The organism is Bacillus sp. Marseille-P3661 (assembly GCF_900240995.1).
Taxonomy (GTDB): domain Bacteria; phylum Bacillota; class Bacilli; order Bacillales; family Bacillaceae_J; genus OESV01.
This window is the reverse complement of sequence record NZ_LT965953.1, coordinates 312,689-325,850: the sequence shown is the minus strand read 5'-3', so window position 1 is coordinate 325,850 and position 13,162 is coordinate 312,689. Positions and strand designations below refer to the sequence as shown.

At 36.6% G+C, this 13,162-nt stretch carries 12 protein-coding genes and 2 riboswitches; all 12 genes read right to left on the bottom strand.

What is annotated here, in order from left to right; all coding sequences use genetic code 11:
• Positions 1-125 precede the first annotated feature (125 nt).
• Positions 126-233, bottom strand: a riboswitch (SAM riboswitch).
• 133 nt (positions 234-366) lie between these two features.
• Complete coding sequence (locus C1724_RS01480; RefSeq protein WP_102344985.1) at positions 367-1,680, bottom strand: O-acetylhomoserine aminocarboxypropyltransferase/cysteine synthase family protein; 1,314 nt, start codon at positions 1,678-1,680, stop codon at positions 367-369.
• A gap of 166 nt (positions 1,681-1,846) precedes the next feature.
• Positions 1,847-1,955: riboswitch (SAM riboswitch) on the bottom strand.
• A 70-nt stretch (positions 1,956-2,025) separates the two neighbouring features.
• On the bottom strand, positions 2,026-2,358 hold the full coding sequence (locus C1724_RS01475; RefSeq protein WP_180994089.1) for an SCP2 sterol-binding domain-containing protein: 333 nt from the start codon (positions 2,356-2,358) through the stop codon (positions 2,026-2,028).
• Positions 2,359-2,610: 252 nt separating this feature from the next.
• Positions 2,611-3,945 (bottom strand): anti-sigma factor domain-containing protein, encoded by a 1,335-nt coding sequence (locus tag C1724_RS01470; protein WP_102344983.1) that lies wholly within the window; start codon positions 3,943-3,945, stop codon positions 2,611-2,613.
• A 4-nt stretch (positions 3,946-3,949) separates the two neighbouring features.
• Positions 3,950-4,714 carry an RNA polymerase sigma-I factor gene (sigI, locus tag C1724_RS01465; protein ID WP_102344982.1) on the bottom strand — a complete coding sequence of 255 codons (765 nt, stop codon included), beginning with the start codon at positions 4,712-4,714 and terminating at the stop codon, positions 3,950-3,952.
• 315 nt (positions 4,715-5,029) lie between these two features.
• A complete protein-coding gene (locus C1724_RS01460; protein WP_102344981.1) occupies positions 5,030-5,362 on the bottom strand; it encodes a thioredoxin family protein in 333 nt (110 codons plus the stop codon).
• 9 nt (positions 5,363-5,371) lie between these two features.
• A complete protein-coding gene (locus C1724_RS01455) occupies positions 5,372-5,743 on the bottom strand; it encodes a toprim domain-containing protein (protein WP_102344980.1) in 372 nt (123 codons plus the stop codon).
• A gap of 210 nt (positions 5,744-5,953) precedes the next feature.
• Entirely contained in the window at positions 5,954-6,184 is a 231-nt protein-coding gene (locus C1724_RS01450) for a DUF2553 family protein (RefSeq protein ID WP_180994088.1), read from the bottom strand.
• Positions 6,185-6,262: 78 nt separating this feature from the next.
• Positions 6,263-6,646 carry a glycine cleavage system protein GcvH gene (gene gcvH, locus C1724_RS01445; RefSeq protein ID WP_102344978.1) on the bottom strand — a complete coding sequence of 128 codons (384 nt, stop codon included), beginning with the start codon at positions 6,644-6,646 and terminating at the stop codon, positions 6,263-6,265.
• Positions 6,647-6,700: 54 nt separating this feature from the next.
• The gene (locus C1724_RS01440) at positions 6,701-7,057 is read right to left on the bottom strand and encodes an arsenate reductase family protein (protein WP_102344977.1); all 357 of its coding nucleotides are present in this window, start codon (positions 7,055-7,057) and stop codon (positions 6,701-6,703) included.
• A gap of 212 nt (positions 7,058-7,269) precedes the next feature.
• A complete protein-coding gene (locus C1724_RS01435; RefSeq protein WP_102344976.1) occupies positions 7,270-9,054 on the bottom strand; it encodes an acyl-CoA dehydrogenase family protein in 1,785 nt (594 codons plus the stop codon).
• A gap of 161 nt (positions 9,055-9,215) precedes the next feature.
• Positions 9,216-10,391 carry an acetyl-CoA C-acetyltransferase gene (locus C1724_RS01430; RefSeq protein WP_102344975.1) on the bottom strand — a complete coding sequence of 392 codons (1,176 nt, stop codon included), beginning with the start codon at positions 10,389-10,391 and terminating at the stop codon, positions 9,216-9,218.
• A 169-nt stretch (positions 10,392-10,560) separates the two neighbouring features.
• The gene (locus C1724_RS01425) at positions 10,561-12,954 is read right to left on the bottom strand and encodes a 3-hydroxyacyl-CoA dehydrogenase/enoyl-CoA hydratase family protein (RefSeq protein ID WP_102344974.1); all 2,394 of its coding nucleotides are present in this window, start codon (positions 12,952-12,954) and stop codon (positions 10,561-10,563) included.
• Positions 12,955-13,162: the final 208 nt, after the last annotated feature.

Sequence of the window (13,162 nt, the reverse complement as noted above, 5' to 3'; positions counted from 1 at the left end):
ATTATTGCATTAATGGAACTAGGTTAAACGCAATTTTTATCACCTAAATGAAACTTAGTATTTTTATTCTAAAAAAATTAAAGCCTTTCTGCAGACAAGCAGAAAGGCTTCATGTTGTAACCTTTCTCTCATCTTCCAAAGTAAATTACTTTGTGTGAATTGGCACCATTTCAAGTTTCCTTGACGGTTGCCGGGTTTCATCGGGCACTTCCCTCCACCTCTCTTGATAAGAGTTTTACTATATTCTATTAAACTTTTATTTAGGTTGATTGTTTTATAAGCACGATTGAAATTTTAGCATTTCTATATTTGGGTGTCAACAACAATTGCTATATCGGAATAACTGTTTAAATATTTATAATACTTTTACTTTGCCGCCGCTTGTGATCGTAATCCTGTTGCTTTTTCTAATCCTTGTTCAAGATCTTCTATAAGATCTTCGACATTCTCAATACCAACTGAAAGTCGAATTAAATCTTCTCTTACTCCAGCGCTCTTTAAGCCTTCCTCATCTAGCTGCGAATGTGTTGTACTTGCTGGATGAATAATTAAGCTTTTTGAATCTCCGACGTTTGCTACATGTGACCAAAGCTCAACAGAATTAATCAGCTTTTGCCCAGCTACTCTTCCACCTTTTATACCAAAAATAAGAACAGAACCGGCACCTTTAGGGAAGTATTTCTTAGCTAAATCCTTGGAAGGATGACTGTCACTTTCCGGATGTAGAACCCACTCAACACCTGGATGCTTTTCTAAATAGTCTACAACTTGACGTGTATTGGAAATATGCTCTTTCATACGTACATGTAATGTTTCAAGTCCTAGAGCTAATTGGAAAGCATTAAATGGACTTAACGCAGGTCCCATGTCACGTAACAATTGCACGCGCGCTTTAATAATATATGCAATAGCTCCTAAAGCTTCAGCGTAAACCAATCCATGGTAACTTGGATCAGGAGTTGTAAAACCTGGGAACTTCGGTGAATTCCAATCAAACTTTCCACCATCAACGATTACTCCACCTAATGTTGTTCCATTACCACAAATCCATTTTGTTGCCGAGTGTACGACGATGTCAGCACCAAACTCAATCGGACGGCAAAGGTAAGGTGTTGCAAACGTATTATCTACAATTAAAGGAATACCTGCTTCATGAGCAATGTTCGCTACCGCTTCGATATCTAAAATTTGTAAGCTAGGATTTCCGATTGTTTCTGCAAACACTGCTTTCGTTTTTTCAGTGATTGCTGCACGGAAATTTTCCGGATCTGTCGGATCAACTAAATGCACTTTAATACCTTGTTTCGGCAGCGTTTGTGTGAATAAATTATATGTTCCCCCATAAAGAGTCGATGCGGCGACAATTTCATCACCAGCTTCGGCAATATTCTGAATAGCCATCGTAATAGCTGCAGAACCACTTGATACAGAAAGAGCACCCACACCACCTTCTAGAAGAGCAATTCTCTCTTCAAACACTGTGTTTGTTGGATTATGTATTCTTGTATAGATATAACCTGATTCGGAAAGATTAAATAAATTGGCCGCATGTTCTGTGTCTTTAAACAAATATGCATTTGTAGGATATATAGCCGTACCTTGAGAACGTGTTCCTTCATCTAATTGCAATCCACCATGAATACCTAATGTTTCAATTCGATAATTTTTTTGTTCACTCATTTTACCCAGCTCCCTTTTTACATAATGTTTAGTTGATCATCAAAATAGACGTGACATCTATTAAGATGACGATGTCTATCCTAGACTAGACTTTTTTGTAACAAAATTCTGTTAGCATTAAAAAAATCCCACTTCGATAAGAAGAGGGATTGTGGTCCATATGCTCAACTTATCTTTCAGAGTGTCAACTCTGTAGGAATTGGCACCGTGTTTTAATAGTTAAAACCGGTTGCCGGGTTTCATAGGGCCTATCCCTCCACCTCTCATGATAAGAATACTATTAAGTATTAAATTACTTTCATACTAGCATCGCAATTCTCAATTGTCAATTTATTTTTTTGAGAATTAGGCCACTTTAGAGCAACAATATAAAATCGATTCAAATCGCAATATATATTTGTATCTACCATTAATTTGGATGTCGCCTCTTTTATATAATTGCTGCAGACGTGATTTTCCCTCAATTAATTCAATTAAAGTAGAGTCATCTCCTTTAATAATTAGTGCTGAATTATTGTAACCATGTTCGATCAAAATTTCTTCATTGGTAATAACTAAAGTAATGTTCTCAGTGTTTGTACAAAAAGTAATTGGAAATATTTCATGCTTTAACAAAGGTCCAATATGTGTTGCACCTCTTAATCGATGACAAAACTCTATCAACACATCCTTAATCAAGTACATCACCTCTTTCAACAAATTATAGTTATTATCACTTTTCGCCAAACCTTGTAAATATCCTTGAAAAAGATTTCAACAAAAAAAGACAAACATCACTAGTTAGCAGTGATGTTTGTCCCTATTTCCCGAGAAATAACATTTTTTGTTTCTCGTAGTCTCTTTATTTGTAATTTTTCATGTTATTATGACTAAAATTGTTGCTTTTATACTGATGTTTATGGTTTATTCAGGAGTCGTTCTATGTTTTTGTTATTTTGTTAAGACAATATCTTGTTTTAAACTGTCTATTAATGTTTTGATACCTTCATTACGTTTGTCTTCAGTCTGAATGTTAGCGTCTATGGTAATTTCAACATCTTTTTTATTCCCGTTATTTTGATTATTGTTATGATTGCCGTTACCGCGGTTTTTTTCTTTTTCCTCGCTTGGCCCTATCTTAATCTGTACACCATTTTTGTTGCCGTTATTGTTTTGATTGCCTTTATTAGTTTTTTTTTCTTTTTCCTCATTTGGGCCAATCTTAATCTCGACATCATTTTTGTTGCCGCTATTTCGATTATTGTTTTGATTGCCATTACCGCGGTTTTTTTCTTTTTCCTCGCTTGGCCCTATCTTAATCTCGATACGCTTATTGTTTTGATTTTCATTGCTGCTTTTTTTAGCATTGCCATTTGCACCATTGTTGCCGTTGTTATTATTTTTGTTGCCGTTATTTCTCTTATAATCATCATTCTTGTCTTTCTTGTCATTTTTATTATTGCTATTATTTGCATTTTTGTTTGCTGGGGTTTCGTTTGACTTTTGTTCTTTCTTATTCACTTTCTTACTTTTTTGCTTTTGTGCAATTTCCTCGATATTAACTTGCTTATTCAATTCAGCAACAGATAATTGTTTAACAGTTTCTAGTGTAAGCCCAGAATTTTCTTTCGCTTGCTGTGAAGTATACACAATATATTTACCTGTTGAGACCCCATTCTCAAGAGCTTCCGCCCGGGTATTTTGATCTCCTTCTAACGTATTCACAACAATTTCTTCTTTTTGCAAGTTCGTTTTAAGAGATTCAACTTGTTCAACAATACGTTCACTTGATTCAGCATCAACAGCAGTAGTGGTAATTAAGACATTTTTACTAGCCTGGAAATATCCGCTGTCATCTGCCAATTGAATTACCCTATTAATAAATTCAGAAAGTGGTTCAACTTGTTCCTTCTGTTTTAGTGCTGCTATTAACTCTTCACCGTCTTCGTTTAAAGGAATTGCTTCAACAACATTCAAGTTTGCATCAACTCCAATCTCGATGCTTGGATTGATGTCAAGATCCACGTATGCTGCTACAGCAAGATTTGTTTCTTTAAAAATAGAGAAATTAAATATAAATACCAGTAATACAGCTGCTGCAACGACAATTGGAAAAGCATATTTTAATGACATGAAGTTGAAATTAATTCTCGATGATGGAAGATCAATTTCGGCTCCTATTTCAACTTGTTGATTTTTGTGAAGCCGAACATTTTCAAATGCACCATCCCTAGTTAAGACAACTGCTTTTCGCTTATTAATTTCCATCACAATTCCACGTTTCATTTAATTATTCCCCCCCTTCCTCTGGCTCGATATATGATCGTAATGCATGGAATTCACCAATATAAATCAGTGCCATCGCAATGATATATTTGCGATTTCTCTCGATTGTTTTTCGACTACTGCTAACTAACAGCTCTATCTCTTTTATAGGTAGTCGCTTTTTTTCTTTTAAATAAGATCTTATTTCTATATTATCTGCAACCAATTTTGCAATTTGTTTTGCATTTTCCCTAGCATCATAATGTTTTGGACATTGTGTGGTTAAAACTTTAAAGGTAATATCATAGTCACTTAATAAACGTTGATATTCTTTAATCTCCTCAACTCGTGATCTACTTTCAACTTCAGCGTTAAAGCTGTCGATTGACATTTTTTGCTCTAAATAATTTTCCTGACTATTCCCCTCTTCATCTTCCTCTTCAGCTAGCAGGATATGATTGTGTTTACTTTCTTTGCGTATAAAATCGATAATTCTTCTTTTGATTACAACGGTAGCGAAAGTTAAAAATTTACTACCTTGTTTATTATCAAATTTATCAATGGCTTCGTTAAATGCCATTAATCCGATACTAAATTCATCCATCGACTCAGATATATAACGTCGACAAGCCTTTGATAAAGTTTTTTTAACAAATGGCTGATATTGCCTAATCAATTGTTCACGAACGAGTTGATCGCCGTTTTGTGCATGAACGACCTTAGTCTCAATATCATCGTCCGATTTTGAACGAAGCGTATTGAACCAAGATTTAATACGTGTCGGTCCCATGCATTCACCTCATTCCCTATAAATATTCGTAGAACAAATTTATTTTCGGGTATATTCCTAACTTTTTTTTAATTATTTAATTATATGTTGTCTCTATCTATTCTTTCATCTTCTTTAGGTGGATGAAGAAGATGTTAATAACAATAACCCATTAATAGTAGCAAATAACCGCAACGTTTTCATTGCACAATTATTTCATTCTCTTTACAATTAAAAGTCAAAATGTAAAAAAAATCCCACAAATCAAGTTATTTTCCTTATAGATAGCTAGTTCCAGCTTATTTATTATAATTCTAATCATGTGAAAAGGTGCCACTATTTACTAGCGGCACCTTCAATCTTCCAGTATTTTTTTACCATATCATATAGATAATGCACTGAATGAAATGCATAAATCTTTTCCACTATTTTTTGATTTTGCCAAATAATTAAACACGGTACGCTTTCAATTTTAAGTTCTTCCCCAAAACTTGCAGCATAGTTTAAATTACATTTATGAATGGGGAGATCAGCAAACATCTCCGTAATAACATTAAGCATTTTAGCTGCTAATTGGCATGTACCACATAACGGTGTAAAAAAATAACCAAAATACACATTATTTTGCTCGATATTAGATGATATCTGTTCCGATGTTATTTCTTCCATAATAAAGCCTCATTTAGTTAAATATTTAGGGTCCACATCAATATTTTTGCTAATCAATACTGTAGCAAGATGGTATTCAGGGGCAGTTGCTACCTCTCGATACATTTTATCAATGTATATATGCGATGCATTAGGTAGTTCTCGCAAAAACTGCCTTCTAAGTTTATCACCTGCATCATCTGCATCTGCAAGAATATAAACCTCTTTATTATCGAGACTGTGGTTATCCACAAGCTCTTCAAGTTTTTGTGCGCTAATCGTACCATTTGTGCAAATAATTTCAATTGGTTCCTGTATCAAAGGTGCAATTTTCTTTTTATCTGAAGTCCCTTCTACAATAATAACCTTATCAAAATTATTATCAAAACCAAACAACTCCATGTTTCTCCCACCTTGCAAAAGTCACTTTATTATACAATATTTCAGTTAATTTTCATTTGTGCTAGTTTTGTACACTAATTATACCTTAATTTAAAAAATGGTTTATAGGACATTATATTCAAACAGAAGGCCTGTCAATTACACAAATTTTTTATAAAGTATAAGTCCCATTAATATACAATGTGAAAAAAGGCAGCGGAAATCCACTGCCTAACACCATCCATCCTCACAATGATCAACGTATTGCTCACCGGGTTTTACGGTTGACTCTATCGTTTCAAAAAAACGATCCTGACTATACTCATAACCAGGAAGTAAATTCACTTCATTTTTCCCATTATACTGGCCGATTTGCGTTTCATCAGCATATAAGGCCATTTCGCCATTTGTTAATTTCCCATAAACACGCTCTGTTATATCTATCTTCTCTGTTGGATTCATAATAAACACTTCCTTTCTTGGAAACGTTACTATTAACATCTCCTAAAAGGGAAGGTTTTTTACTGGAATTACATACCACTAATCTTCTTTAATCATTTCTTCGTATTGATCAGCTGTCAGTAGCTGATCTAATTCAGAAACATCTGACGGCTCCATAACAATCATCCATGCTTTATCATATGGTGATTCATTCACCAATTCTGGGCTATCTTCAAGCGCACTATTTATTTCAACAACTTTACCGCTAATAGGGGCATATAGCTCAGATACTGTTTTAACGGATTCAACACTTCCAAATGATTCATTTGCTTTTAGCTCTGCACCAACTTCAGGCAGTTCAACAAAGACAATATCCCCTAATTCTGATTGAGCAAATTCAGTAATGCCGATTCGAACTTTATCCCCTTCAGTTTTTGCCCACTCATGCTCTTTTGAATAACGTAAATCTTTTGGTAATTCCATGTTAATCCCTCCATTTAGATAGATACTATTTTTGTCAAAGTACTCATAAGTAAGTTATGACCAAACTTCCTTAAATTCATCCTCTTTAAAACCAACCGTTACTTTTTCTCCGTCAGTTACAATAGGTCTCTTAATTAACATTCCGTCAGATGCCAATAAGTTTAGAAGCTCGTCCTCACTAGCTGTTTTGATCTTATCTTTAAGTCCTAATTCCCGATATTTTTGACCACTTGTATTAAAAAATTTCTTTAACTCTAATCCACTTTTTTTATAAAGCTCTTCAATTTGCTCGCGGGATGGTGGCTGTTCTACAATATGTATCGTCTCAAATGAAATATTTTGATCTTCTAGCCACTTTTTTGCTTTTCTGCATGTACCACATTTAGGGTACCAGTAAAAATGAATGGACATGTTTCCCCTCCTTCTCCAATTTTAGATAATTTTAACATATTCGCGATTTCAATCTCAATTTTTGAACATTACCCCACCTTTTTTGTTGCTAGTAAAAAAAATTAATTATACAAAAGCCCCTATAACAGGGGCTCTAAAATAGTACAAATATGTTATTTCCTTTAAACAAACGTTTAATTAAATTTTATTAGATCCTTATTAGATCAAGGTTTCTAAACAATATATCTCTGTTCTTCGATGATTCTTTTAGCAATTTCTCGTTTTTTACCTATTACGTTAATTGGAGTATGCCGTGTTAGTTTACGCAACGCTGATAGCATAATCCGCAGTGTGTCCCCTTCCTCGGCAGCAAGCAATGTTTCTTTCGCATGTGCTTCGATTCGATTAAAAGCCTCTTGGCAATACACCTGCGTATATAAACATTTAAGATTATTCTTTTCCGTACCATTACGATTAATTGCTTTTTCGGTGCGCAGTAACGCAGATTCCATTCCATATATTTCACTAACTATATCTGCAATGTTGGCCAAAATTTCTTGTTGCTTTTCAAGGGCAGGGCCAAATTTTTGAGCGGTTAACCCCGCAACGACTAAAACAATTTTTTTTGCATTTTTCACAAGATATTTTTCTTGCTCTAATAATTCATCACCAATTTCGTCTGGCATCATCATCATGAGCTCTTCTTGAAGCTGCTGTGCTTTTTGCAACAGCGGAAGTTCACCCTTCATAGCTTTTTTCATCAATGTACCTGGGACAATTAATCGGTTAATTTCATTCGTTCCTTCAAAAATTCGATTAATTCGTGAATCACGATATAATCGTTCAATTTCATATTCTGCCATAAAGCCGTAACCGCCATGAATTTGAACTCCTTCATCCACAATATAATCCAAGGTTTCTGAACCGAATACTTTTCCTAACGAACATTCAATGGCATACTCGGCAATCGAATTGGCAACGGCCTTCCCGTCATTTGTTTCTTCTTGTGAAAGTGATCCTAACCTTTCTTCAAAAAGGCCTACCGTTCGCCATACCGAGCTTTCCATTGCGTATAACTTAGTTGCCATGGACGCCAGTTTTTCTTGAATCAATCCAAACTTGGCAATCGGTACTTTAAATTGCTTACGCTCGTTCGCATACTTAGCCGAGAGCTCTAAGCCCCGTTTCGCGGCACCGATCGTTCCAACCGCTAATTTATATCGACCAACGTTTAAAATATTAAAAGCTATAATATGTCCTTTGCCTATTTCGCCAAGTAAATTGTCTTTAGGAACTACTGCATCTTCTAAAATTAACGTACGTGTTGAAGAACTCTTAAGCCCCATTTTCTTTTCTTCAGCACCAGTTGAAACACCTTGAAAATCCCGCTCCACAATAAAGGCCGAAAAATGCTCACCATCTACCTTTGCATAAACAATAAATATATCTGCAAAACCTGAATTTGTAATCCACTGTTTTTCCCCATTTAAGACATAATGAGTACCCGGCTCATTTAATCTTGCTGTTGTCTTCGCACCAAGTGCATCTGAACCAGAACCTGGCTCTGTCAACGCATAGGCTGCAATTTTTTCACCTGTTGCAAGCTGCGGCAAGTATTTTTGTTTTTGTTGTTCATTTCCGAAAAATACGATCGGCAACGATCCAATTCCAACATGGGCTCCATGTGTAATAGAAAATCCACCTGCTTTTGAAAACTTCTCCGCAATTAAGGCAGAGCTCACTTTATCTAACCCAATGCCGCCATACTCTTCCGGTACATCGGCAGCTAACAGCCCTAATTCACCAGCCTTTTTCAATAATGCGACCGATTTATCAAAATCCTGCTTTTCTAAATCATCCAGATGTGGCATCACTTCATTTTCAATAAAATCCTCCGTCGTTTTTGCAATCATCTTATGTTCATCAGAAAAATCCTCTGGTGTAAAAATGCGTTGTGCAGCTATATCATCAACTAAAAATCCGGCTCCTTTTATCAGTTTTTCTGTTTGATTAGACATCTAACTACCTCCATTCCGTATTATCAGAAAGCCCCAGGTACTTCCTGTTCTCACTCCGGGTAGCTAAACAATGATTGGAGCGATTCTATTTTGAAAAGTATAAGAAGCTTGTTTTCGCTAAATCTGTACTAAAAAAAATGCCAACATTTAAATCTACTGTTTTATAGTAATTCAAACACACCGGCAGCACCCATACCACCGCCAATACACATTGTCACTACACCAAATTGTATGTTTTGACGTTTCATTTCATGAATCAAACTCAAGGTAAGCTTTGTTCCTGTACAACCTAACGGATGACCTAATGCAATTGCACCGCCGTTGACATTTACCTTTTCTTCATCTAAACCTAGCACTCGAATGACAGCAAGCGCTTGTGCAGCAAATGCTTCATTAAGTTCAAACAACCCGATATCAGCTAATTCTAATCCTGCTAACTTTAATGCTTTTGGAATGGCCACAATTGGACCAACGCCCATTATTTCAGGGGGCACACCGCCAACAGCAAATGACCTAAATTTAACAAATGGAACTAGACCTTCTGCCTTGGCCTTGTCATGTTCCATTATAAGAACACTTGCCGCACCATCACTCATTTGCGATGAATTTCCTGCTGTAACAGAACCTGCAATATGGAATGCAGGTTTTAATTTTGATAAAACTTCCATGGTTGTATTAGGCCGAACACCCTCATCTTGATCAAAGAACAAGGTTTTCTCTGTAGCTTTATTATTTTCATTAATAGTACGAGTTACGATCTCAACCGGAACGGTTTCATCCTTAAATTTCCCTTCAGCAAGCGCAGTAGCAGCACGCTGATGACTTCGCACTGCAAATGCATCTTGATCTTCCCTACTAATCGCATATTTCTGTGCAACAGCTTCCGCCGTATGTCCCATCGACATATAATAGTTGGGTGCACTTTCAACAAGCCGCACGTTAGGCTTAATCACATGGCCGATCATCGGAACTAAGCTCATTGATTCCGCACCACCTGCTACGATTGTTGTAGCATGACCTAGCATGATTCTTTCTGCTCCATATGCTATAGATTGAAGGCCAGAAGAACAATATCGATTAATGGTAATGGCTGGTATTTCATGTGACAATCCTGCTAATGCAGCTATTTGTCTCGCCATGTTCATCCCTTGCTCCGCTTCGGGTGTTGCGCAACCGATAATTACATCGTCGATTTCTCCTTGGTAATTCCCAGCACGTTTCAATGTTTCTTTGATAGTTAGTGCCCCTAAATCATCAGGCCGTACATTGGCAAGGGATCCTTTTTTCGCTCTTCCCACTGGCGTCCGTGCACCTGCTACGATCACCGCTTCTTTCACAGCATTCCCTCCTCAATTTCTTTATGGTTTATACCGATACATATCTACCAATTGTGCTTGATCACGAATTTGACTTTACTTACACCGTTCGCAACTATTAGATCGCATAATAAATGGTTCAAATCCACAAGTCTACTCACTAGATAAAACTCGCAATCTACTAACTCCTTTAATTTCTCAGCGGTTTTCCCCTCATCAACATATGTTGCATCCGTTGCTGTGTTTTCGGCTCAGCTACTAAGCTTAAAAACGCTTCGCGCTCGAGGTCGAGCAAATATTGTTCATCTACTAATGTACCTTCAGGAACACGACCGCCAGCAATCACAAACGCAAGTTTTTCAGCTATTTTCATATCATGATCAGAGATATAACCAGAGTTTTTTAGATTTAAAGCTCCGAGCAGCATCGTTGCGTAGCCCGATTCTCCTACCACCGGGATTTTCTTGCGCTGCGGCGGTTTATATCCTTTAGCTGCAAGTGCCAATACAGTTTGTTTTGCATCATGAATTAAATGATCACCATTAAAGCTAATTCCATCGGATCGACGAAGATAGCCATTTTCTTTACCTTCATGTGCAGACGTAGAAACCTTTGCCATCGCTATTGTTTCAAAAGTATGGTTTGCAATTTTTTGTAAGTCCGCCACCTCAGCTGCTGCGCCTTTCGGTAGCATTTCTAAATGCCTTAGGTACAACTCTTTATTACCACCGCCACCCGGAATTACCCCGACACCAACTTCCACTAAACCAATATATGTTTCACTAGCTGCTTGAATAGCTGCAGCAGGCAAGCAAACCTCAGCGCCGCCACCTAACGTCATTCCAAATGGTGCCGCGACAACTGGTTTAGGGCTATATTTCACTTTCGTCATCGCATTTTGAAAATGACGTACAACAAGTTCAATCTCAAAGTAGTTATCATCCTGCGCTTCCATTAGAATCATCGCAAGGTTGGCACCTACGCAAAAGTTTTTGCCTTGATTGGCAATTACCAGTCCTTGATAATTTTTTTCAACCTCGTCAACTGCATAGTTAATCATTTGGATAATATCTAAGCCAATCGCATTGTTAGGTGAATGAAATTGTAAAGCCGCTATTCCATCCCCTATATCTATTAAGCTAGCGCCACTATTTCGTTTAATCACTCCATTTCGGTCTTTCAAGCGATTTAAATGAATAACCTTTGGATTTTCGTGAAGGGATCTTCTTTCTCCTTTATGAAAATAGGTCACATCCCCATTTACTTCATCGTAAAACGAAGTAAGTCCAGCATTGAGTAATTCATGAATCCAATTCGGTATAATTTCCCCATCTTGTTGCATTCTTTTTATAGATTTCTCTAAACCTATTGCATCCCATATTTCAAATGGACCAAGCTCCCAGCCAAAGCCCCATTTCATCGCTTGATCGATCGAAACTATATCATCGGCAATTTCACCGACTAATTGGGCTGAATATAATAAAGTTGGCTTCATTATATTCCATAACAACATGCCGGCCCGATCATCATTATAAATGAGCGCTTTTAACTTGTTTTGAACACCTTTTACCGTTTTAACCGATTCGGTAGCTGAAGTTATTAACTTTTTTCTTGGCTCATATTCAAGTGTCTTTATATTTAATTCAAGAATCTCTTTACCTTGTTTCAAATAAAATCCCTGTCCTGATTTACTGCCTAGCCAGCCTTTATCCAACATGCTACTTAAAAAGTCAGGTATTTTAAAAACCTCTTTTTCTTGACCATCAACCTTTTCATATACATTGTTTGCCACATGTGCAAATGTATCTAAGCCCACAACATCAAGCGTTCGAAAAGTTGCACTCTTTGGTCTACCGATCATTGGCCCGGTAATCGAATCCACTTCTCCAACGCTATATCCACCTTTCACCATTTCGCGAACTGTTACTAATAAACCGTATGTGCCAATGCGATTGGCAATGAAATTAGGTGTGTCTTTGGCTACCACAACACCCTTACCAAGCACATCCTCCGCAAACTTTTTAGTAAAATTTGTGACTTCTATATCTGTTTCTTTTGTCGGAATAACCTCTAATAGCTTTAAATATCGCGGGGGATTGAAAAAGTGCGTTCCAAGGAAATGTTTCTTAAAATCAGCAGATCTCCCTTCAGCCATCGCCTGAATAGAAATCCCTGATGTATTTGAACTTACAATACTTCCTGATTTCCGATGATTATCAATAATTTCAAAAACCTTTTTCTTAACTTCTAATCTTTCAACTACCACTTCAATGATCCAATCTGCGCTATGCAGTTTATCAAGATCGTCTTCCAAGTTTCCAACTTCAATTAAGTTAAGATTTTCTCTGGAGGTTAGTGGCGCTGGTTTATGTTTAAGCAGTTTTTGTTTAGCTTCTGCTGCTAAGCGATTACGAACTTGCATATCCTCTAATGATAAACCCTTTGATTCTTCACTAGCCGTAAGCACTTTCGGAACGATATCAAGCAAGACAGTTGGAATCCCAACATTTGCAAAGTGTGCTGCAATACCTGACCCCATTACACCAGAGCCAATTACAGCTACCTTCTTCATTGTACGAGTCATTCTTTCTCCTCCTATCTAGGCCTGTAATGAACACTCATTCATTCATGCATTTATATACTAAAAAAATATGCCTACAAGCATGAATATATATCTATCTTTTTTGATAGCTTTAATTTTCTCTCATCTATTAGCCATAAATTTTGGTCGCGTATCTTTATTTACTTTTCAAAAAAAATTTGGCAGGATTCCAATAATCCTGCCAAATTTA

Excerpts from the sequence above, each read along its gene's own strand:
- C1724_RS01470 (WP_102344983.1), bottom strand. The coding sequence starts at position 3,945 with ATGAAACGTGGAATTGTGATGGAAATTAATAAGCGAAAAGCAGTTGTC.
- sigI (WP_102344982.1), bottom strand. The coding sequence starts at position 4,714 with ATGGGACCGACACGTATTAAATCTTGGTTCAATACGCTTCGTTCAAAA.
- C1724_RS01425 (WP_102344974.1), bottom strand. The coding sequence starts at position 12,954 with ATGACTCGTACAATGAAGAAGGTAGCTGTAATTGGCTCTGGTGTAATG.
- C1724_RS01455 (WP_102344980.1), bottom strand. The coding sequence starts at position 5,743 with ATGGAGTTGTTTGGTTTTGATAATAATTTTGATAAGGTTATTATTGTA.
- C1724_RS01460 (WP_102344981.1), bottom strand. The coding sequence starts at position 5,362 with ATGGAAGAAATAACATCGGAACAGATATCATCTAATATCGAGCAAAAT.
- C1724_RS01440 (WP_102344977.1), bottom strand. The coding sequence starts at position 7,057 with ATGTCCATTCATTTTTACTGGTACCCTAAATGTGGTACATGCAGAAAA.
- gcvH (WP_102344978.1), bottom strand. The coding sequence starts at position 6,646 with ATGGAATTACCAAAAGATTTACGTTATTCAAAAGAGCATGAGTGGGCA.
- C1724_RS01435 (WP_102344976.1), bottom strand. The coding sequence starts at position 9,054 with ATGTCTAATCAAACAGAAAAACTGATAAAAGGAGCCGGATTTTTAGTT.
- C1724_RS01480 (WP_102344985.1), bottom strand. The coding sequence starts at position 1,680 with ATGAGTGAACAAAAAAATTATCGAATTGAAACATTAGGTATTCATGGT.
- C1724_RS01450 (WP_180994088.1), bottom strand. The coding sequence starts at position 6,184 with ATGAATCCAACAGAGAAGATAGATATAACAGAGCGTGTTTATGGGAAA.